The 21846-nt window shown below is 59.2% G+C and carries 21 protein-coding genes; 13 read left to right on the top strand and 8 right to left on the bottom strand.

Annotation, left to right across the window (positions count from 1 at the left end; all coding sequences use genetic code 11):
• Positions 1–4: 4 nt before the first annotated feature.
• The 5 genes from tnpB to ACK3EW_RS09490 all read right to left on the bottom strand — a co-directional run bounded on the left by tnpB (position 5) and on the right by ACK3EW_RS09490 (position 3198).
• Positions 5–352 (bottom strand): IS66 family insertion sequence element accessory protein TnpB, encoded by a 348-nt coding sequence (gene tnpB, locus ACK3EW_RS09510; protein WP_037967155.1) that lies wholly within the window; start codon positions 350–352, stop codon positions 5–7.
• Positions 349–729, bottom strand: coding sequence for an IS66-like element accessory protein TnpA (gene tnpA / locus ACK3EW_RS09505; protein WP_493806895.1), 381 nt, complete (start codon positions 727–729; stop codon positions 349–351). Before tnpA ends, tnpB begins: the two co-directional genes overlap by 4 nt.
• A gap of 55 nt (positions 730–784) precedes the next feature.
• Positions 785–1057 (bottom strand): hypothetical protein, encoded by a 273-nt coding sequence (locus tag ACK3EW_RS09500; protein ID WP_493809378.1) that lies wholly within the window; start codon positions 1055–1057, stop codon positions 785–787.
• 268 nt (positions 1058–1325) lie between these two features.
• Positions 1326–2378 (bottom strand): ABC transporter ATP-binding protein, encoded by a 1053-nt coding sequence (locus tag ACK3EW_RS09495; RefSeq protein ID WP_493809377.1) that lies wholly within the window; start codon positions 2376–2378, stop codon positions 1326–1328.
• Complete coding sequence (locus ACK3EW_RS09490) at positions 2359–3198, bottom strand: IclR family transcriptional regulator (RefSeq protein WP_493809376.1); 840 nt, start codon at positions 3196–3198, stop codon at positions 2359–2361. The genes ACK3EW_RS09495 and ACK3EW_RS09490 overlap by 20 nt, the downstream gene beginning before the upstream one ends.
• A 150-nt stretch (positions 3199–3348) precedes the next feature.
• Here ACK3EW_RS09490 and ACK3EW_RS09485 point away from each other — a divergent pair, with 150 nt between their 5' ends.
• The 9 genes from ACK3EW_RS09485 (at position 3349) to ACK3EW_RS09445 (ending at position 12961) form a co-directional block, all read left to right on the top strand.
• Positions 3349–4611: an ABC transporter substrate-binding protein gene (locus ACK3EW_RS09485; RefSeq protein ID WP_493809375.1), complete on the top strand. Its 1263-nt coding sequence runs from the start codon at positions 3349–3351 to the stop codon at positions 4609–4611.
• Between the two features lie 97 nt (positions 4612–4708).
• The gene (locus tag ACK3EW_RS09480; RefSeq protein ID WP_493809374.1) at positions 4709–5632 is read left to right on the top strand and encodes a carbohydrate ABC transporter permease; all 924 of its coding nucleotides are present in this window, start codon (positions 4709–4711) and stop codon (positions 5630–5632) included.
• An 88-nt stretch (positions 5633–5720) separates the two neighbouring features.
• Positions 5721–6569 (top strand): carbohydrate ABC transporter permease, encoded by an 849-nt coding sequence (locus ACK3EW_RS09475; RefSeq protein WP_493809373.1) that lies wholly within the window; start codon positions 5721–5723, stop codon positions 6567–6569.
• Between the two features lie 12 nt (positions 6570–6581).
• The gene (locus tag ACK3EW_RS09470) at positions 6582–7922 is read left to right on the top strand and encodes an alpha-glucosidase/alpha-galactosidase (RefSeq protein WP_493809372.1); all 1341 of its coding nucleotides are present in this window, start codon (positions 6582–6584) and stop codon (positions 7920–7922) included.
• Positions 7923–8696 carry an SDR family NAD(P)-dependent oxidoreductase gene (locus ACK3EW_RS09465; RefSeq protein ID WP_493809371.1) on the top strand — a complete coding sequence of 258 codons (774 nt, stop codon included), beginning with the start codon at positions 7923–7925 and terminating at the stop codon, positions 8694–8696. It begins immediately after the preceding gene.
• Positions 8693–9595: a 2-dehydro-3-deoxygalactonokinase gene (locus ACK3EW_RS09460; protein WP_493809370.1), complete on the top strand. Its 903-nt coding sequence runs from the start codon at positions 8693–8695 to the stop codon at positions 9593–9595. The genes ACK3EW_RS09465 and ACK3EW_RS09460 overlap by 4 nt, the downstream gene beginning before the upstream one ends.
• Complete coding sequence (locus ACK3EW_RS09455) at positions 9592–10197, top strand: 2-dehydro-3-deoxy-6-phosphogalactonate aldolase (RefSeq protein ID WP_493809369.1); 606 nt, start codon at positions 9592–9594, stop codon at positions 10195–10197. Before ACK3EW_RS09460 ends, ACK3EW_RS09455 begins: the two co-directional genes overlap by 4 nt.
• Positions 10197–11042 carry an SMP-30/gluconolactonase/LRE family protein gene (locus tag ACK3EW_RS09450; protein ID WP_493809368.1) on the top strand — a complete coding sequence of 282 codons (846 nt, stop codon included), beginning with the start codon at positions 10197–10199 and terminating at the stop codon, positions 11040–11042. Before ACK3EW_RS09455 ends, ACK3EW_RS09450 begins: the two co-directional genes overlap by 1 nt.
• Positions 11039–12961 carry a beta-galactosidase gene (locus ACK3EW_RS09445; protein ID WP_493809367.1) on the top strand — a complete coding sequence of 641 codons (1923 nt, stop codon included), beginning with the start codon at positions 11039–11041 and terminating at the stop codon, positions 12959–12961. The genes ACK3EW_RS09450 and ACK3EW_RS09445 overlap by 4 nt, the downstream gene beginning before the upstream one ends.
• Here the strand turns inward: ACK3EW_RS09445 and ACK3EW_RS09440 are convergent.
• Genes ACK3EW_RS09440 through ACK3EW_RS09430 form a run of 3 tightly spaced genes read right to left on the bottom strand, consistent with a single transcriptional unit; the run spans position 12958 to position 16293 of the window.
• Positions 12958–13926: a glucokinase gene (locus ACK3EW_RS09440; RefSeq protein WP_493809366.1), complete on the bottom strand. Its 969-nt coding sequence runs from the start codon at positions 13924–13926 to the stop codon at positions 12958–12960. The two genes, ACK3EW_RS09445 and ACK3EW_RS09440, sit on opposite strands and share 4 nt — an antisense overlap.
• Before the next feature lies 1 nt (position 13927).
• Positions 13928–15256: a GH1 family beta-glucosidase gene (locus tag ACK3EW_RS09435; RefSeq protein WP_493809365.1), complete on the bottom strand. Its 1329-nt coding sequence runs from the start codon at positions 15254–15256 to the stop codon at positions 13928–13930.
• An 11-nt stretch (positions 15257–15267) separates the two neighbouring features.
• Positions 15268–16293: a substrate-binding domain-containing protein gene (locus ACK3EW_RS09430; protein WP_493809364.1), complete on the bottom strand. Its 1026-nt coding sequence runs from the start codon at positions 16291–16293 to the stop codon at positions 15268–15270.
• A 240-nt stretch (positions 16294–16533) separates the two neighbouring features.
• On the opposite strand from ACK3EW_RS09430, the gene ACK3EW_RS09425 reads away from it, so the two are divergent.
• From ACK3EW_RS09425 to bglA, 4 genes are all read left to right on the top strand, one after another.
• Positions 16534–17802, top strand: coding sequence for an ABC transporter substrate-binding protein (locus tag ACK3EW_RS09425; RefSeq protein WP_493809363.1), 1269 nt, complete (start codon positions 16534–16536; stop codon positions 17800–17802).
• 133 nt (positions 17803–17935) lie between these two features.
• Positions 17936–18955: a carbohydrate ABC transporter permease gene (locus tag ACK3EW_RS09420; protein ID WP_493809362.1), complete on the top strand. Its 1020-nt coding sequence runs from the start codon at positions 17936–17938 to the stop codon at positions 18953–18955.
• On the top strand, positions 18955–20112 hold the full coding sequence (locus ACK3EW_RS09415; RefSeq protein WP_493809361.1) for a carbohydrate ABC transporter permease: 1158 nt from the start codon (positions 18955–18957) through the stop codon (positions 20110–20112). Before ACK3EW_RS09420 ends, ACK3EW_RS09415 begins: the two co-directional genes overlap by 1 nt.
• Positions 20113–20184: 72 nt before the next feature.
• Positions 20185–21843, top strand: coding sequence for a beta-galactosidase BglA (gene bglA, locus ACK3EW_RS09410; protein WP_493809360.1), 1659 nt, complete (start codon positions 20185–20187; stop codon positions 21841–21843).
• Positions 21844–21846: the final 3 nt, after the last annotated feature.

The raw sequence follows: 21846 nt of genomic DNA, 5'->3' as shown, positions 1-21846 counted from the left end.
AGAATTACCCCACGCGCGCTGGCGGAGCGCCCCAATCCGGACGTCTCCAGTCGATCCCCTCCCACAGCATCGCGAGCTGTGCTGATGTTAGCCGCATCGACCCATCCGCAGCATTCGGCCAGGGGAAGCGGCCACGCTCCAAGACTTTGTAGTAGAGACAAAACCCCTGGCCATCCCAGAACAGAAGCTTGATACGATCCCCGCGTCGCCCACGAAACGCAAATACCGCACCATTGGCTGGTTTCTGACGCAACACATCCTGCGCCAAAGCGGCCAGCCCCGCGATTCCCTTTCGCATATCCGTGACACCACACGCCAGATACACACGCACACCAGTGCCGGGACCGATCATGCGGCGTCCACCGCGCGGATCAGCACCGACAGTGCAGTCGGATCAATCGTGCTTTCAAAATGTAAACTACGGCCGCCACGCAAACGCAATTCAACCGCAACCGGTGGCGACGTTTCAGCGGCCGTATCCTGCGCTGTCGGCACTCCAGCCGCCACTGGCATATCCAAAGGGTAGAAAAGCGCCCCGGCCTCCGGCGACCACAGACCCTTCTTCTTCAGGTCGTGCCGCCAAGCGTAAATCTGCTGCCGCGTCACTTCATGGCGCTGCGCCACCTGCGTCACCGTTGTGCCACCAACCCCGACCGACATGATGATCTCGAGCTTGTCCTCATCACGCCAGAAGCGCCGCCGCTCCATCCCAAGAATTTCACCACGCATCAGGGACCCCGCATAAGACACGTCGCTAACGACGTAGTTAAACACGTGTCTTAGATCACCGCACCAACCTCAGGCAGGCGGTGCCAATGGCGCGGTTACGATGTTCCCGCAGATCTGGCACGATCATAGGCTGTGTTGATCCAGGAGCGTATTGGCACAGCGTTAGGTGGCGCGGCACTTCATCAGTGTCGAGCAGCCCGTTGAAATCCTTGGCAAGAAAGAACTGGCGATCATCGTCGAGCAACCCCGTATACGCGACAGGGCAGTCGGTGATGAGTTTCGCAAGATCGACATAAAGGCCGTATCGGTCTTCTTGGTGAACATCCATTACGCCAGATCGAAGAACCCTTGCATTGCGCGCCGCCTCATTTGCCGGCAGGGGCGCTGCTTCGAATTCCGTTTTGGTTTCTGACTTATCAATATTTTGAGACACAATTATTGCCCTTTGTTTTCCAAATCCCGTACGGGACATAAGGAAAAAACGACGCAAAAAAATATCTCTTTAGGGCTGGGAGCAATATCTTTGGATGCAACCTGAACGCGAGGCAAAACGAGCTGCGCAAACCCTTTAATGTGCTTGGAAAATTCTGTGGAATTTACCGCAGCCGCAATTCGGATGTCGCATCGAACAGATACATGTGGTCGGGATCAACCACGAGATCGACCTGGTCGCCAATTGCAGACCTGTGATCCCCACGTTCCTCGACGATGATCTTCCCGCCATCCGGTCCGATCAGGTGAACATAGGACACGCCGCCAAGGCTTTCCGTAAGGTCGACCCGGTGCGACGATCCTGCTTTCAGCGTTAGATGCTCCGGCCGCAGACCGATCAAGACCTCTTGGCCGTCTTGCGCAGACCCGGTTTGGGGCACCGCATGGGCCAAGCCGTTTGACACGACCTCTGCGCCTTGGACCGTGCCGCGGATGAAATTCATCGACGGAGATCCGATGAACCCTGCAACAAAACGATTGTCGGGATCGCGGTAGAGGTCCATCGGGGCGCCGACCTGTTCGATGCGACCGGCGCGCAGCACGACGATCTTGTCGGCCAGCGTCATTGCTTCGACCTGATCGTGGGTCACGTAGATCATCGTGGCACCAATCTCCTTATGGAGACGGGCAATCTCCACGCGCATCTCGACGCGCAGTTCGGCATCGAGGTTCGACAGCGGCTCGTCGAAGAGGAACACCTCCGGCCCGCGCACGATGGCCCGGCCGATGGCAACGCGTTGGCGCTGGCCGCCGGACAGGGCTTTGGGCTTGCGCTTGAGATAGTCGTCCAGTTTGAGGATGCGGCTCGCCTCAGCGACCTTGGACTTGATCTCAGATGACGGATGGCCGGTCATCTTGAGCCCGAACCCCATGTTCTCTTCGACCGTCATGTGTGGATACAGCGCATAGGTCTGAAATACCATCGACACGCCCCGGTCCGACGGGTCGAGCCGCGTCACATCACGGGCACCGATGCGGATCGTGCCTTCGGTGGTTTCTTCAAGCCCGGCCACCATCCGCAGTAGGGTGGACTTGCCGCAGCCCGATGGTCCGACAAAGACGCAGAATTCTCCCTCCTGAACGTCCAGATCAATCCCGTGGATGACCTGCGTGTTGCCATAGCGTTTGATGACAGTGTCAAGCGTCACTCCGGACATGGGACATCTCTCCGTTATTATGGTGTGTGGGCCGCGCAGAGGTGCGCGGGAACAGCCAGCTTTCGGCATCGCGTGCAATCGCCGCCGCTGCCTGTTTGAGTCGCGGGCCAAGATCGCGCAGCGCGTCAAGATTGGTGCGCCGGGTGGTGCCTGTGACGGACAAGGCACCTAGTGGGCGGGATTGGGAATTCAGGATCGGCACCGCAACGCAGACAATGCCGATCTCGTGTTCCTCGCGGTCGAAGCTCAGCCCTTCTTCGCGGATCTCTGCCAGTTCGCGCTGCAGGCTTTCAGCCGATCCATGTGTGGCGGATGTGAACTGGTGCCAGCTTTGCTGGGCGAGGGCGGTCTGCAATTCGGGTTCGGGCAGGAAGGCCAGCATCGCCTTGCCAACACCGGTGCAGTAGGCGGGTCCGACCTTGCCCGCCTGGCTGAACATTTCAACCGGGTCGCGGGCGTTGCGTTTGTCGATATAGAGCACCTGCGCATGGTCAAGTTGCGCCAGATGGACGGTCTCTCCGGTTTCAGCGCTGAGCGCATCGACATGCAGGCGGGCAACCGGCGCGAGCGAGGATTGCGCCCACGCGGCATGGGCCAACCGCACAAGCCGCAGCCCCGGCGCGTAGGTTTGGCGCTCGGGTTCATATTGCAACATGCCTTGGTTGGTCAGGGTTTGCACAAACCGGTACAGCGTGGCCTTGGGCATGTCGGAGTCAGCCAGAAGTTCGCCAAAACGCACAGGGCGCCCGTACGACGCAATCTGGTCCAGTACAGACAGGGCTTTGCCCACGGTTCCATCGTTTCGTTCGACCGATGTCATGTTCGCGATTTCCTCCCTTAGCCGCAGGTCGCGTTCCGTCGGCTGTTGACAAGCATAGGCGAGTCGCTGTTATGATTTCAATATGCAAAACAAGGTTTCAAATAATGAAACCAACCTTGCACCAGAATTGGGAGCATTAGGGAGGATACCATGCGTTCCACATTGAAAGCGTCAGCACTGGCGCTGACGGCTGCACTTGCAGCCTCGACGGCATTTGCAGGAAGCCATTCGCTTAGTGGCGATCTGAAGATATTCCTCGACACATCAAACCCGGCGCCGCGCGCCACGATGGAAGCGATGATCGAACGCTTTGGTGCGCAGCACCCAGAGCTGAACATCGAAACGACAGTGATCGACCGTGAAGCCTACAAGACGCAGATCCGCAACTTCCTGACCGCCGACGCACCGGACGTGGCGACATGGTACGCAGCGAACCGTATGCGCCCCTATGTCGAGGCAGGTCTGTTCGAAGACGTGTCCGACCTCTGGGCCGAACCCGCGATTGCCGACAACCTCGCATCGACCAAGGGCGCGATGACCATCGACGGCAAACAGTGGGGCGTGCCTTATACCTACTATCAGTGGGGCATCTATTACCGCAAAGATATCTACGACCAATACGGTCTGAGTGAGCCGACCAACTGGGACGAGATGAAGTCCAATTGTCAGACGCTTTTGGACAATGGTGTGAAGTGCTACACCATCGGCACAAAGTTCCTTTGGACAGCTGGCGGCTGGTTCGATTACTTGAACTTGCGGACGCATGGCTATGATTTCCATATGGAAATGGCAGCTGGCAACGTGGCTTGGACGGACGACCGCGTGCGTCAGACATTCGCCAACTGGCGCGAGCTGATCGACATGGGCGGGTATGTCGACAACCACCAGAACTACAGCTGGCAGGAAGCGCTGCCCTTCATGGTCAACGGTGATGCTGCAGCGTATTTGATGGGCAACTTCGCTGTCGCACCGCTGCGCGAAGCGGGGCTGAGCGATGACCAGCTCGACTTCTATCAGTTCCCGGCAATCACCGAAGGTGTAGCACTGGCCGAAGATGCGCCAACTGACACGTTCCACATCCCGGCCAATGCCAACAACAAGGAGGCCGCGCGTGAATTCCTGCGGTTCGTCGTATCGGCGGAGGAACAGACCGAGATCAACAATGGCGCAAACCTCGGCCAGCTTCCGGTGAACGCATCCGCATCGATCGACGCAGACAAGTTCCTCGAACAGGGCTTTGCGATGTTATCGTCGAACAGCCCGGGCGGCGTTGCGCAGTTCTTTGACCGTGACTTCCCGGCGGAAATGGCGGCTGAGGCAATGCAAGGTTTCCAGGAATTCATGGTGCTGCCTGACAACCTCGACGATATTTTGGCCCGCCTCGAACAGGTACGCCAGCGCGTCTACAAATAAGCCAATCACGCGTGGGCCGGGACATTCCCGGCCCATCGCGGCCCATCCGCAAGCCGCGATCCGGCTTTCGCGTGGCCCGTGTGGAGGAGACCCGACCATGACCACTGCAGCTTTGCCCGACACCGACCCGCCGAAACGCGGCTGGTACAAGCGCAACGAAATTGCGGTCACACCGTGGTTGTTCCTTGCGCCTGCGATCCTGTTCTTTGCGGTCTATGTCATCATCCCGATCTTCCAGAGCTTCTCGATCTCGCTCTACGACTGGGACGGGCTGGGGCAGGCGGAGTATATCGGCTTGGGCAACTATGCCGAGTTGATGAACGACCGCGCCTTCGAGGTGTCGCTGTGGAACAACCTCAAATGGCTGGTCTGCTATCTGCTTGCGATCCCGGCGGGCCTTTTCATCGCATTGTTCCTGAATCAGACGGTTGCGGGTATCCGTATCTACAAGTCATTGTTTTTCTTTCCGTTTGTTCTGTCGCAGGTCGTTGTCGGCCTTGTCTTTGCGTGGTTCTACCTGCCCAACGAAGGCCTGTTGTCGAACATGCTGGCGATGATCGGCCTTGGCCCGGTCAATGTTCTGGGCGATCCGAAACTGGCGACCTACGGTATTATCCTTGCTGGGCTTTGGCCGCAAACGGCCTACTGCATGATCCTCTATCTCACTGGCCTCAACGCTGTGGACCCTGAACAGGTCGAAGCCGCGCGGCTGGATGGAGCCAAGGGCTGGAAGATGCTGTGGTACGTGATCATCCCGCAACTCAAACCCGCCACCTTCATCGCATTTGTCGTAACGATCATCGGCGCTTTGCGGTCCTTTGACCTCATCTCGATCATGACCAATGGTGGCCCATTCGGGCAGACCCGCGTGCTGTCCTTCTATATGTTCGAAAAGGCGCTGTCGGAATACGGCTTCCGCATGGGCTATGGCGCGGCGATTGCTGTGGTTCTGTTCCTCATCATGCTGGTCTTCATCGCCTACTTCCTCTGGTCGATGTACCGCGAAGAGAAGGGGCATTGAGCATGTGGTGTCTGACGGGAGCCTCCGGCGGGAGTTTATTTGGCAAGATGAAGATCATGCCGTGGTGTTTTGAACGGGGGGTATTCTGATGTTCCCACGTCCCATTCAACAGGCCAGTGCGTCTGCGCAGACGGCCTACAAGACCATGCTTCCCATCGCGTTGATCCTTTGGCTTTTGCCGCTGATTGCTGTAGCGGTGTTTTCAATTAAGCCGGCATCGGATTTCACCCAAGGCAATTACTGGGGGATGCCGGGGTCGTTCGAATTTATGAACAATTACGGGCAGGTGTTCTTCAACTCTGACATGCCGCGCTACATGTTGAATTCGGTGCTGATCACCGTGCCCACGGTGATTGGGGCCGTGGCCTTGTCGGCTATGGCGGGGTTTGCCCTTGGCGTCTACAATTTCCGGTCGAACATCTGGGTGTTCTTCATGTTCGTGGCGGGTAATTTCGTGCCGTTCCAGATCCTGATGGTCCCGGTGCGCGACCTGACGCTGGACCTTGGGCTGTATAACACCAAGACGGGCCTCGTGCTGTTCCACATCGCGTTTCAGACGGGGTTCTGTACGCTGTTCATGCGCAACTTCATCCGCGCTTTGCCGTTTCCGCTCATTGAAGCGGCGCGGGTTGAGGGGGTCGCGGAGTGGCGGATCTTCTGGTTCGTTGTGCTGCCGCTGATGAAGCCTGCTCTGGCCGCATTGGCAGTGCTGATCTTCACCTTCATCTGGAACGACTATTTCTGGGCCATTGTCCTGACCCAAGGGCCGGACGCACAGCCCGTGACCGCTGGCATCACCAGCTTCAACGCACAGTACCGTGCTGCCTATCACTTGATGAGCGCGGGCAGCATCGTCGCGGCCCTGCCGCCGGTGCTGATGTTTTTCCTCATGCAGAAACACTTTATCGCGGGCCTGACATTGGGCGCGGTGAAATAAGGACCAAAGACCATGACACGTATCGCCTTTATCGGCGCAGGCTCGACGATCTTCATGAAGAACATCGTGGGCGACGTTCTTCACTTTCCGGCGCTGGAAGGAACCACCTTTGCGCTGATGGACATCAATGAGCAGCGGCTGGAGGAATCCGCACTGGTTGCGCGCAAGCTGATCGCCGCCTCGGGGCGATCGGCGCAGGTGGAGACAACGACGGACCAACGCCGCGCTTTGGCGGGGGCCGACTTCGTTGTGACCGCGTTCCAGATCGGCGGTTATGAGCCGTCGACCGTGATCGACTTCGACATTCCGAAGCAATACGGGTTGCGTCAGACAATCGGCGACACGCTGGGCGTGGGTGGCATCATGCGCGGTTTGCGCACCGTTCCGCATCTGTGGCGCGTGGCGGCGGATATGGCAGAGCTGTGCCCGAACGCCACCCTGCTGCAATATGTGAACCCGATGGCAATCAACACTTGGGCGCTGGCCGAACGCTATCCGAATGTGAAACAGGTGGGCCTGTGCCATTCCGTGCAGAATACGGTTCAGGAACTGGCCCATGATCTGGACTTGCCACAGGACGAGATCCGCTACCGTGTGGCAGGCGTGAACCATGTGGCGTTTTTTCTGGACCTGACGCACAAGGGCAAGCCGCTCTATCCCGCGCTGCGCGACGGCTATCGCAACGGCAGCCTTCCCAAACCACCGCTGCTGATGCCGCGCTGTGCCAACAAGGTGCGCTACGAGGTGATGGACCACTTGGGCTATTTCTGCACCGAAAGCTCGGAACATCTGGCCGAATACGTGCCGTGGTTCATCAAAGATGGCCGTGCGGACCTGATCGACACGTTCAGCGTGCCGCTGGATGAATATCCCAAGCGCTGCATCGAGCAGATGGCCGATTGGGCAGATCAGGCGAAAGCCTACCGCACGGCGGATCAGATCGACTTCAAGAAGAGTCATGAGTTCGCGGCCGAGATCATGAACGCCATGGTCACCAACCAACCTTACACGATCTATGGCAACCTGCCGAACCGGGGTCAGTCGCCGCAACTACCCAAGGGTGCGGCGGTGGAGGTGCCATGCATGGTGGACGCAAACGGCATCCAGCCTTCGGTGATCGACGACATCCCGCCGCAGCTGGTGGCGCTGATGCGCTCGCAGATCAACGTGCAGGAACTTGTCGTGCGCGCGTTGGTGGACGAGGACATCGAACATGTCTACCACGCCGCCATGATGGACCCGCACACCGCTGCCGAATTGGACCTGCGCCAGATCCACAGCCTTGTGACCGATCTGCTGGCGGCTCATGGCGACATGCTGCCAGAATTTGCTCGACTGAAGAAAGCCGCCTGAATGACTTCTTATGCGACATTCCACGACCTCAAGGATGCATCCGTTTTCATCACGGGCGGCGGTTCGGGCATTGGCGCGGCGCTGACGGACGGGTTTCTGGGGCAGGGCGCGAAGGTCGCCTTTGTCGGCCGCTCTGACGCGTCGGTTTTTGTGGCCGAGATGGAGGCGAAACACGGGACAGCGCCGCTGTTCATCCAATGCGACATCACCGACACCGCCGCGCTGCAAACTGCGATCACGCAGGCAGCTGAGGTCCACGGTCCGATTACCGTTCTGGTCAACAACGCCGCAAATGACAAACGCCACAACGCGCTCGACGTGGAGCCGGAATTTTGGGATTGGTCGCTGTCGATTAATCTCGATGCCTATTTCTTCGCCTGTCAGGCTGTCATTCCCGGCATGCAGGCGGCAAGCGGCGGTGCCATTATCAACTTCAGCTCCATCAGCTATATGATGGGAAATGCTGGATATATCGCCTACACCACGGCAAATGCCGGGATCACCGGAATGACCCGCAGCCTTGCGCGCGAATTTGGCCCCGACAACATCCGCGCCAATGCGTTGGCTCCCGGCTGGGTGCTGACGCCGAAACAGAAAGAGCTGTGGGCTGACCCCGCATCACTGGCCGCCCATCTCGACAAGCAATGCTTGAAAGAGCACCTCGTTGAACAGGACGTGGTCGATGCCACTCTGTTCCTAGCGTCAAAGACCAGCCGCATGATGACGGGCCAGACGCTTGCTGTGGATGGTGGTGTGGTCACGGTGGCGGCATGACGGATTGGCTCGGAGTCGATTGGGGCACGTCCCATTTGCGCGTCTGGGCGATGTCGCGGAATGGAGCGGTGCTCACCCGCAGGACGAATGATGCAGGCATGGGCGGTCTCACTCGCGACGAATTCGAACCTGCGCTGCTGGATCTCGCTGGTGACCTGCTGGCAACGGGTGAAACGCCCGTCGTGGTCTGTGGCATGGCCGGATCGCGGCAGGGCTGGGCCGAGGCGAAATACATAGCCACCCCCTGCACCCCGCCGGGGATCGACCGCGCGACCCGTGTGACAACGACGGACCCGCGCCTGTCGGTTCACATCTTACCCGGGGTCAAGCAAACCAGCCCGGCGGACGTGATGCGCGGAGAGGAAACGCAGATCGCGGGCTTCCTCGCGCTGAACCAGAAATTCGATGGCGTGATCTGCCTGCCGGGCACACACACGAAATGGGTGCATATCAGCGCGGGTGAGATTGTCAGCTTCCGCACTTTCATGACCGGAGAGATGTTCGCGCTCCTGTCGCAACAGTCTGTCCTTCGTCACACAGTGGCGGGCGACGGCTGGGATGCTGCGATATTTGCCGATGCGGTCTCCAGCGGCATGTCCAACCCAGCAGAGCTTGCCGCGCGGCTTTTTTCCATACGCGCCGAGGGGTTGTTGAACGATCTTCACGCAGATCAGGCCCGCGCGCGGTTGTCAGGTCTGTTGATCGGCGCAGAGCTTGCAGCGTCGCGACCCTATTGGCTGGGCCAGCATGTCGCGCTGATCGGTGACGACAAGCTCTGCAAGGCCTACGCCGATGCGCTGGGTGCGCAAGGTTTGCCAGTTGAACGCACTGATGCGGAACGTATGACGCTAGAAGGGCTGAAAGCCGCCTATGCCGGCCTGAAGGAGACCACGCAATGACCCGCAAGATCATCGCCATCCTGCGCGGGATCACCCCGGTTGAGGCTGTGCCGATCACCGAAGCGCTGATCGACACGGGCATCACATCGATAGAAGTACCATTGAATTCGCCCGATCCGTTCACGTCGATCAAGGCCATGGTGGATGCGTTCGGAGAGCAATCTCTCATTGGCGCGGGCACGGTTTTAACGCCGGACGACGTGCAACGCCTACACCAGATCGGTGCTGGCATGGTGGTATCGCCGGACTGCAATCCGCGCGTGATCGTAGCGACCAAGCAATTGGGCTTGCAAAGCTTTCCCGGTGTGATGACGCCCACCGAATGCTTTACCGCGCTGCGCAATGGGGCGGACGGGCTGAAACTCTTTCCGGGCTCATTGATCGGCCCGGATGGCCTCAAGGCGATCAAGGCGGTCCTTCCTGAAGGCACGCAAACCTTTGCCGTGGGTGGGGCCAGTTCGTCCAATTTCGCCGACTGGTTTGCGGCGGGTGTGGATGGGTTCGGGATCGGATCAGCGCTTTACAAACCGGGGGCATCGGTGGACGACATCAAGGCACGCGCGAAAGACATCGTTGCGGCCTATGATGCGGGAAAACCTTGATGGCCAATATCTTCAGCTCGACGATCTGTACCCTTGGCGAGGGGCCACTTTGGCACCCCGAAGAACAGGTGCTTTACTGGTTCGATATCCTTGGCAAACGGCTTTACCGCAGCAACGGGACGGATGAGCAAAGCTGGGATTTCGACGAACATGTCTCGGCGGCAGGATGGGTCGACACGGGCGTTCTGCTGATCGCCAGCGAAACATCGTTGTCGGTGTTGGACACGCAGACCGGAGAAAGCACGTTTGTCCATCCGCTCGAATCCGACAACCCAATCACCCGGTCCAACGATGGCCGCGCTGACCCGTGGGGTGGGTTCTGGATCGGCACAATGGGCAAGAACGCGGAACCAAGTGCGGGCGCAATCTATCGCTATTTTGACGGCACACTGACCAAGCTGTTCGACAAGATCACCATTTCGAACGCCATCTGTTTCGCGCCGGATCGCAGCCACGCGTTTTACACCGACACGCGCAAGCGCAAGATCCTGAAGGTGGCGTTGGACGACGACGGCTACCCGGACGGCAAACCGACACTCTTTACCGACTTGGGGGGAGAAGGTCTGAACCCAGATGGCGCGGTGGTGGATGCGGATGGCAATCTCTGGGTCGCGCAATGGGGCGCGTCACGGGTCGCGTGTTACGGCCCCGATGGCGTGTTGATCCGCGCGATAGCGGTTCCTGCATCGCAAACCAGTTGCCCGGCCTTCGGTGGGGCGGATCTGAGCACCCTCTACATCACCAGCGCTGCCGATGGGTTGAACCCGGCCAGCGACAGTGACGGAATGACATTCGCCGTCCCCTCAGGCACCAAAGGCCAGAAAGAACACCAAGTCATCCTATGAAACGCACGCTTGGCACCTGCTATTACCCCGAACACTGGCCGCGCGCGATCTGGGAAGAAGACGCCGCACGCATGGCTGCGCTTGGCCTCACCTGGGTCCGCATCGGTGAATTCGCGTGGTCGCGGATCGAACCCGCTTCGGGCGATTTCCGCTGGGAGTGGTTGGACGAGGCGATCGAGGTTTTGGGCGCGGCAGGCCTCAAGGTGGTTCTTGGCACCCCCACAGCGACACCGCCGCGCTGGCTCTGCGACAAACATCCCGACATGTTCGCTGTTGATGCCCAAGGCCACCCGCGCGGGTTCGGATCGCGTCGCCACTACTGCTTTAGCCATGAAGGCTATCTTGACGAATGCCGTCGCATCGTCACCGAAGTGGCCAAGCGCTATGGTCGCAACCCGCATGTCGCAGCGTGGCAGACCGATAACGAATACGGCTGTCACGACACGATCATTTCCTATTCCAACGCCGCGCGTCAGGCGTTCCGCGGCTGGCTGCGCACGCGCTATCCGGGAAAGGGCAATGACGGCGACATCGACGCGCTGAACGCCGCTTGGGGCAACGTGTTCTGGTCGATGGAGTATGATGATTTCGACCATATCGACCTGCCGAACCTGACCGTAACGGAACCAAACCCCGCCCATGTGCAGGCGTTCCGGCGGTTCTCGTCCGATCAGGTGGTGCGCTTCAACCGGGCGCAGGTGGACATCATCCGCAAGTATTCCGACGCGCCGATCTCGCACAATTACATGGGGCGGATCACCGATTTCGACCATTTCGCAGTGGGCGAAGACCTCGAGATCGCGACATGGGACAGCTATCCGCTGGGCTTCCTCGAAGACCGCGTTGGTGCAACGGCAGAGGAACAGCGCCACTATGCCCGCCAAGGCGATCCCGACTTTCAGGCGTTCCACCATGATCTCTACAGGGCTGTGGGCAAAGGCCGCTGGTGGGTGATGGAACAACAACCCGGCCCGGTGAACTGGGCGCCCTATAACCCGGCACCTCTGCCTGGCATGGTGCGCCTCTGGACGTGGGAGGCATTCGCCCATGGGGCCGAGGCGGTGTGTTACTTTCGCTGGCGTCAGGCCCCCTTTGCGCAGGAGCAGCTTCACGCGGGCCTGTTGCGCCCCGATAGCGTGATCGCACCGGGCTATGTTGAAGCCGAGCAGGTGGCGCAGGAATTGGCCGACGCGCCAGACGTGGCGATCACCCAAGCCCCCGTCGCGCTGATCTTCGACTACGATGCCGCATGGGCTTGGGAGGTCCAGCCACAGGGGCAGGGCATGGACTATTTCGGTCTGGTCTTTGACCTCTACCGAGCGCTTCGACGGGCGGGGGTGACGGTGGATATCCTGCCGCCGACACAGCGCGATTTCACAGGGTATCGCGTCGTTGCCGCCCCCGGCATGATGACAATGCCCGACGAGCTTAAGTCGGCCTTGTCTGACAGTGGGGCTGACGTGCTTATTGGCCCCCGTTCAGCCGCCCGTGATGGCGACTTCACCATTCCTGTGCCGCTGCCACCTGCATGGCCGGGACTGGACGCGACCGTGTCCCGTCTGGAAACCCTGCGTCCCGACATGCCCATCCCACTCAGCGGTGGAGGTCACATTAAGAACTGGTTTGAACATCTTGAAGGTGAAGCAGAAAGTCTGTTTTTGACAGAGGCAGGAATGCCGGTCGCGATGCGCTCTGGCACCATCACCTATTGTGGTGGTTGGGGGGATGATGCGTTTTTTGACCGTTTGGTAAAAGATATCTGCGACCGTGCCCAGGTGGACACCACAGTCTTGCCGATGGGTGTCCGACTGCGCGATACAGGGACCGAGCGGTTCTGGTTCAACCATAACCCGCATGATGTTGAAATAGAGGGAAAAATCCTTGGTCCTGCCGGTGTGATCCGGCAGGTGAAATCCTAACCCATCAGTTCGGACAGGTGGGCAGCTGATCCGGTCAGGGCGGCATAGTCGTCATCGACCAGATGCACTGGGAACTGTTCCATGAAGATCGAGAACCTGCCCTTGTCGTAGAACGCGTCCTGAAAGCCCAACCGCAACAGGTGCGGTGCGAAATGGCGTGCGACACCGCCGATCAGGTAGATGCCGCCAAACGGCAGATGCACCAGCGCCAGATTTCCCGCAGCGCGACCCATCATGCGAATGAACACCCGCGCTGCGTCTTCGGCGATTTGGTTCGATCCTTCGTTCACCGCTTGCATGATCCCGCCCGCATCAAGCGGCGCATCGACACCCGCCTCGTCGCAAAGCCATTCGTAGACCCGCTCGAACCCGCGCCCGGACAGCACGTCTTCAAAGCCCGGCGTCCCATGTTTGCGCGCGATCCAATCCAAAAGCCGCAATTCGTCGGCGTTCTGGGCGGGCAGGGACACGTGACCTGCCTCGGACGGGGGCACCAGCGTGCGATCCCCAAGACGGTAAACGGCCGCTGCGTTCATACCTGTGCCCACACCAATCACCAGACGCGCTGCGTGATCCCCTGCAGTCTGGCCCGGCAGGATGGTTTGCAGCACATCGGGGGTCAGCAGGTCTAGCGCGTGACCCTGTGCTTGCAGATCGTTCAGCACCGCTACAGTGCCCGCGCCTGTCGCCTCGGCCACGGACGCGCGATCGACGGTCCAGCTGAGGTTGGTCAATTCGCCAACCCCGTCACGCACTGGTCCTGCCATCGCCACGCAGGCCGCATCCGGGACCACGGTTTGCTCTGCCATGTAGGCACGCAAGACCGACAGCAGATCGGGGTGCTCGGCATTGCGAAAGCGTTTGATTGTATCGGTTCGAACTTTTGCGCCGTCAGTAAGGGCGACACGGGTGTTGGTGCCGCCCAGATCGGCGACCAAGGCGGTCAGGGTCGTGGTATTGGTCATGTCAGGTCCCGGTCAACGCGGATTTGAGCGCGTGATAGGAGGATTTGGGCGTGCGGTCCAGTGTATCGAAATCCACATGCACAAGGCCAAAGCGTTTCTCGTAGCCAAGCGCCCATTCGTAATTGTCCATCAGCGACCAGATGAAATAGCCTTTCACCGGTGCTCCATCTGCCATGGCGCGCTGCACAGCGGCGATATGTTGGTTGAGGTAGTCGATGCGGCCGGGGTCATTCACCACGCCGTTTTCGATCACGTCCGGTGATGCCATTCCATTTTCGGTGACATATAGCGGCAGGTCGCCGGTGTAATCGCGCGCGGTCCGGGTGAGGAAATCATACAGACCCTCGGGGTAGATCTCCCAATCCATGAAGGTTTTGGGCAGCGGGCCTTCGACCTCGTGATGGCTGGGCCAAGGACCATCATTCGGCGCAATGATCTTGCGCGTGTAATAGTTGATCCCGCACCAGTCGAGAGGGCTTTGGATCACCCCGAAATCATCCTGCCAGCCCTTGGGCATATGCGGTTCCAACCCCTCCATCACGTTCTCGGGGTAGGAGCCCTTGAAAACACCGGACATGAAGAAGTGGTTGTAATAGCCGTCGTACAGTTCTGCCGCCTTTTTCGCCGCTTCGCTGTCATCGACAGGCGTCGCCCATTCCATGTTGAACACACCGCCAAGGTTGCCCATGCCCAAACCGCGCATCGCCTGAATAGCTGTGCCATGCGCCTTGAGCACATGATGCATCGCGCCCGCCGTTGCGCGGATATCGCGTAGGCCCGGCGCGTGATGGCCAAGGAAGTGCGACAGCCAGCCAACGCACCACGGCTCGTTGATGGGGGCGACCGAAAACATGCGGTCGCCGATCCGGCCCATGATCACCTCGGTAAAGTCGCCGAACCACTTGGGCAGGTCCGGATTGCGCCAGCCGCCCAGATCCGCGAGCGCCACCGGCAGTTCCCAATGGTAAAGCGTGGCACAGGGTTTCAGCCCGCGTTCGAGCATCGCGTCGGTCAGTCGGTCGTAGAAATCAAGACCTTCAGGGTTGGGGGCGCCACGCCCCTCGCGCATCACTCGTGCCCAGCTTGTCGAAAAACGGTAGGCGTCCAATCCGGCGGCTTTGACCAGATCAAAATCCTCTTCGAACCGATGATAGTGGTCACAGGCAAGGTCGCCGTTTTCGGCGCGCACCACGTTTCCCGGTGTCGCCGCGAAGGTGTCCCAATGGGTCTTGCCCGCGCCGCCAAAGGCGTGACCTTCGATTTGGTAACTGGATGTGGCAGAGCCAAAGATGAAATCGTCAGGAAAGTCCTGCCGTTTGAAGTTCAACATAGGGGTGTCCTTCAGGTTACAGCGGGTCCGGTGGACCGGCCGATGATCAGGTCCGCCTCAAGCAGGCGGGTTTTGGGCGCGTTCTTGGGGATCGCGATCAGCGACAGAAGCATGTCGGCCGCCTCGGCCCCGGCATAGCGCACCGACGACCGCAGGGCGGTAAAGATCGGTACGTCATCCCCGTTCTCAAGATAGCTGAGCGCGTCGTCATGGGTGATGATCGACACATCGCGCGCCAACACCAACCCTGCCTCGTGAACGGCACGGCGCACGCCAATGGCTGTGATGATCGATGAGCAGACAAAGGCCGTGGGCCTTTTTGACCGTGACAGCATCTCTTTGGCCGCGCGGTAGCCGTAGATTTCGGTCATCTCTTCGCTGCGCATCAGGCTTGCATCCACAGAGATGCCGTGATTGCGCAAGGCCGTCTCATAGCCTTTGCGCCGCCGGAACGCGAAATCCATGTGTTCCAGACCGTTCAGCAGCGCGATGCTGCAATGGCCAAGTTCGATCAGGAATTGTGTCCCACGTTCGAACGCGCCGCGATTGTTCACGTCGATCCAAGAATAGGGCAGGGCCACATCGGTTGACCGCCCATGCACCACAAAGGGCAGGCCAATCCGCGACAAAAGCGCGATGCGTTCATCATTGATCACCGGGCCATGCACGATGATCCCATCCACAGTGCCGCGCGCACGGATGTCTTCATAGGCGCGGGTTTCATCGCTGTCGGGCACGAGCTTGAGCATCATGTCAAAACCCTCTCGGGCATAGCTTTCGCCTGCTCCGGCGATGAAATCCCCAAATACCGGGTTCACCATCTCGTGCTGGTTCGAGACCGGGATCACGTGCCCAATCGCCAGCGCGCGGCCGGTCGCAAGCCCTTTGGCGCGCAGGTTGGGCCGATAATTGAGATCTTGCGCTGCCTTGAGAACGCGGGTGCGCGTGCTTTCGCTGACTTCGGGATACCCGTTCAGTGCGCGACTCACAGTGGTCTGCGACAGATTGAGATGTTCCGAAAGTTGCTTGAGATTCACAGGATTTTCCAAAGCGCTTTGAGTTTCGCCATCAAATTAGGCACAAAATCCAAGGCGAGGAAAGCCCCTTTACGCGCGCTAAATTTCTGCAAAGCAGCATAAAACAACAATAATTCAGGCTCAACCGCGGATTGACAGGCGCTAACAAATCGGGGAGTTTCAGGTATCCAAAGCGCTTTGGAGTGATTCCGGAGCGGGGGATAAGTTAGGCGCTAACATGCGCAACTTGGGAGGTTACTCATGAAAAAGACGCTCACATCGAGTGTGGCGATTGCCGCGCTGTGCTCCAGCGCCGCGTTTGCCGAAGATGTCACCGTGTTCGGACCGTGGCTTGGCCCGGATCAGGAATTGGTCGAAGCGGTCCTGTCCGACTTTGCCGAAAAGTCCGGCCACAATGTCAGCTATGTCGGCTCCGACAGCTTTGAACAGCAAATTGTCGTTGACGCCGAAGCGGGCTCTGCACCGAATGTCGCGGTATTCCCGCAGCCGGGCTTGGCCTCTGACATGGCCGCGCGCGGCTTTCTGACACCGCTCAAGGATGGCACCGCCGATTGGGTGCGCGACAATTATGCCGCCGGTCAGTCGTGGGTCGATCTGGGCACATATGCCGGCCCTGATGGCGCAGAAGATCTCTACGGCTTTTTCTACAAGGTCGATGTGAAGTCGCTGGTTTGGTATTCGCCCGAGAATTTCGAGGATGCGGGTTATGAAATCCCGACCACGATGGAAGAGCTCAAGGCACTGACGGATCAGATCGTGGCGGATGGTGAAACGCCGTGGTGCATCGGTCTGGGTTCCGGTGGTGCAACGGGCTGGCCTGCGACCGACTGGGTCGAGGACATGATGCTGCGCACACAGCCGCCTGCCGTTTATGATCAGTGGGTGTCCAACGAAATCCCGTTCGACGACGAACGCGTCGTTGCGGCAATCGAAGAGTTTGGCGCATTTGCCCGCAACGACGATTATGTTGCTGGTGGGGCCGGGGCCGTGGCCTCAACTGACTTCCGCGACAGCCCCAAGGGCCTCTTTGCAGCGCCTCCGCAGTGCTACATGCATCGTCAGGCGTCGTTCATCCCCGCGTTCTTCCCGGAAGGTACGGAAATCGGCGCGGACGCGGATTTCTTCTACTTCCCGGCCTATGAAGGCAAAGACCTTGGCGCGCCGGTTTTGGGTGCAGGCACGCTTTGGGCGATCACAAACGAAAATCAGGCAGCACATGACCTGATTGAGTACCTCCAGACGCCTGTGGCGCACGAGATCTGGATGGCCAATGGCGGCTTCCTGACACCGCACAAAGGTGTGGACCTGTCGAAGTTCTCGACCGAGGCGGCGGCGAACATGAACCAGATCCTGCTGGACGCCACCACGTTCCGGTTTGACGCGTCCGACCTTATGCCGGGCGGCGTGGGTGCAGGCACGTTCTGGACCGGTATGGTTGACTATGCCGGCGGCAAGGACGCAAGCGCAGTTGCCAGCGAAATCCAGTCAAGCTGGGACGCTCTGAAGTAAGGCTGTTTTGCAAAAATGCAGGACTGCGCGGGTGATCGCGCAGTCCATACCCACAAAGCTGCAAGGCCAAGACCCGTTTTAAGGGACCGCCAGTGGCACACACTGGATCAGCAAACATTTTTGGGAGGGACAGATGAATCCCGCAATTCAAGGTCTGTTGACCATCGCCATCGGCGTCGGCGGCTGTCTGAGTTATTTCTACTTTTCCAACCAAATTCTGGACAAGGTGGTGTTTCCCGCCAAAGGCCCGAACGCAGGCAAGAACATCAACCGCGCCAATCTTGTGCGCCCGTGGCTGTTCCTGCTTCCAGCGCTTCTCGCGTTGGGATTGTACCTGGCCTATCCGGTGGTCGAGACGATCCGCCTGTCGCTGACCGAACGCGAGACATTGTCTGACGGCACCACGGTCTATAACTTCGTCGGCTTTGCGAATTATGCGCAAATGTCGGCTGATCCGAAATTCTGGGAAGCGCTGGTCAACAACATGTTCTGGCTCATCATTGTGCCTGCCATGTCGACCGCGTTCGGCTTGCTGGCTGCACAACTGACCGACCGCATCCGTTGGGGCAATATCGCCAAGTCGCTGATCTTTATGCCGATGGCGATTTCATTCGTGGGCGCTGCGGTGATCTGGAAACTGGTCTATGACGCGCGCCCGCCCGGCACCGAACAGATCGGCGTTCTGAACGCGGTCTATGTCTGGTTTACGGGCAATGACCCGCAACAATGGCTGACAACACCGTTCTGGAACAGCTTTCTGCTGATGATCGTGCTGATCTGGATCCAGACCGGCTTTGCCATGGTGATCCTGTCCGCCGCCCTGCGCGGCATTCCCGAGGAAACCATCGAGGCTGCCATTGTGGATGGTGCCAACCCGTTCCAGATTTTCTTCAAGATCAAGATGCCGCAGATCGCGGGCACCATCGTGGTGGTCTGGACGACGATCACGCTGGTGGTTCTCAAGGTCTTTGACATCGTGTTCGCCATGACCAACGGCCAATGGGGCACGCAGGTTCTGGCCAATTACATGTTCAACCAATTGTTCGTGGCCCGGGATTGGGGCGTTGGCTCGGCCAGTGCGATGGTGATCATGCTGCTGGTGACACCGATCCTCTATTGGAACGTGCGCAACGCGCGCAAGGAGATGCGCTGATGGACAATATCGCTGGAACGAAATCCTCCCTGACATGGGCGGTTCACATCTCGGTCGCAGCGCTCGTGGCGCTCTGGCTTTTCCCGACAGTTGGTCTTTTTGTGTCGTCCTTCCGGACGGCGGACCAGATCGCAACTTCGGGCTGGTGGAAGGCTCTGTTCCCCACGGAACAAAGCCTGACGCTGCGCACCGCCGATCCTGACACACAGACGCTGGTCGATGGGGTCTACGTCATCGAAGGCAACCTTTTCACCGGCGAAGACCTGTCGGAAGACATCGACATGTCCGCATGGGGAACCTCTTCGCGCGATATCGGCGCCTATGCCCCCGGCGACACTGCTGAACTGCGTGATGGCGAAAGCATAACCGTGCAGGCAAATGGCGAATACCGCTTGGAAAGCCCGGTTGAGATGGAAGGCAGCCGCGGTCAGCGGATCTTTGTGACCGCCGAACTGCCGCCGGATTTCACGCTTGAGAATTACCAACAGGTTCTTTTCTCGGGTAATGCGACAGATAGCATGGCCAAGGCGTTCTTCAACACACTGACCGTGACGATCCCCGCAACGATCATTCCCATCGTGGTCGCGGCCTTTGCGGCCTATGCGCTGGCATGGATGGATTTCGCGGGCAGGGCGCTTTTGATTGCCATCATCGTGGGTCTATTGGTGGTGCCGCTGCAATTGGCGCTGATCCCGCTGCTGAAGCTGCATCTGGGGATTGGCATCGGAAAGGGGTATCTGGGCACTTGGCTGGCCCACACAGGCTTCGGGTTACCCTTGGCGATCTACCTCTTACGCAATTACATGGTTGGCCTACCACGGGACATCATCGAAAATGCCCGCGTGGACGGCGCGACCGAATTCCAGATCTTCACCAAGATCATCCTGCCGCTTTCCTTCCCGGCACTGGCCAGCTTTGCGATCTTCCAGTTCCTGTGGACGTGGAATGATCTTCTGGTGGCCAAGGTGTTCCTGATCGACGCGACCGGGCAGACCACGGTCATGACGAACCAAATCGTCGAACTTTTGGGCACACGTGGCGGCAATTGGGAAATCCTTGCCACTGCGGCCTTCGTGTCCATCGCGGTGCCACTTCTGGTGTTCTTCGCGATGCAAAAATACCTCGTGCGCGGCCTTCTGGCCGGTTCGGTAAAGTAACGCGTCCCGCCTGAACGGCGGGGCCAACTCTCACACAGCATCTGCAGGTGCGGATGCAAAGAAAACAGGACGATGAACGTGGCAAACACTCTGGCCGCAGAAAACCCCGCTGTAGACAACGACTGGTGGCGCGGGGCGGTGATCTACCAGATCTATCCGCGCAGCTTTCAGGACAGCAACGGAGATGGCGTTGGCGACCTTTTGGGGATCGCGCACCGGCTGCCCTATGTGGCGTCACTTGGCGTGGATGCGATCTGGATCAGCCCTTTCTTCACCTCGCCGATGAAGGATTTCGGCTACGATGTCAGCGATTATTGCGATGTCGATCCGATGTTCGGGTCACTGGCTGATTTCGATGTGTTGGTACAGACCGCCCACCGCCTTGGCATCCGCGTGATGATCGACCTCGTGCTGTCGCACACCTCGGATCAGCACCCGTGGTTCCAGCTGAGCCGGTCCAGCCGCGACAACGACAAGGCGGATTGGTATGTCTGGTCTGATCCCAAGGACGACGGCACACCGCCCAACAACTGGCTGTCGATCTTTGGCGGCTCAGCTTGGCAGTGGGACGCGCGGCGCGAACAGTATTACCTACACAACTTCCTGACCTCGCAGCCGGATCTGAACTTTCACAACCCGGATGTGCAACAGGCGCTTCTGGATGTGACTCGGTTCTGGCTGGATCGCGGCGTTGACGGCTTCCGCCTTGATACGATCAACTTCTATTTTCACGACAAGGAACTGCGCAGCAACCCGGCGCTGCCCAAGGAAATGCGAAACGCCAATATCGCGCCGTCGGTGAACCCCTATAACCATCAGGAACACCTTTATTCCAAGAACCAGCCCGAAAACCTGGCCTTTCTTGAGCGGTTCCGCGCGCTGCTGGACGAATACAACGGCACCACGTCAGTGGGCGAGGTCGGCGATGCACAGCGCGGGCTTGAGATCATGGGCGAATACACCCGTGGCGAGAACCGTGTGCACATGTGCTACGCGTTCGAATTCCTGTCGGGTGTCGAACCCACCGCCGACCGCTTTGTCGAGGTGCTGGGCCATGTGGACGAAGTGGCCTCAGACGGCTGGGCCTGCTGGGCGTTTTCGAACCACGACGTGACACGCCATGCGTCGCGCTGGAACCTGTCACCTGCGGCGCAGCGCCTGTTTGCGACGCTGATGATGTGCCTGCGCGGATCGGTGTGCATTTACCAAGGCGAAGAACTGGGCCTGCCGGAAGCCGAGGTTGGGTTTGAAGACCTGCAAGACCCCTACGGCATCCAGTTCTGGCCGGAATACAAGGGTCGCGATGGTTGCCGCACGCCGATGGTGTGGGAACCTTCGAACCAGAATGGCGGGTTCACCTCGGGCCAGCCGTGGCTGCCAGTCAGTCACGAACACCTGAACCGCACCGTGTCGCACCAAGAAGACGACCCTGCTGCAATCCTGCACCACTATCGCCGTGCCATCGCGTTCCGCCATGCACAGCCCGCATTGGCCAAGGGTGACCACGACGGCGTGAAAAATACCGACACCATCGTGCATTTCACACGCAGTCATGAAGGCTCGACGATTTTCTGTGCCTTCAACCTAAGCGACCAGCCCGCGACGATGGACATGCCATCGGGCAACTGGGCGCAGATCGGTCTGGAACTGGGGAGCGCCGGACCGCAAGCCGATGGCAAATTGCATCTTGGCCCGTGGCAACCATGCCTCGCGCTGAAAATGAATTCCTGAGAG

The sequence above is a fragment of the Marivita sp. NO-S04 genome (assembly GCF_059070475.1).
The sequence above is the reverse complement of the archived record's forward strand: the minus strand, read 5'-3'. Positions and strand labels throughout refer to the sequence as shown.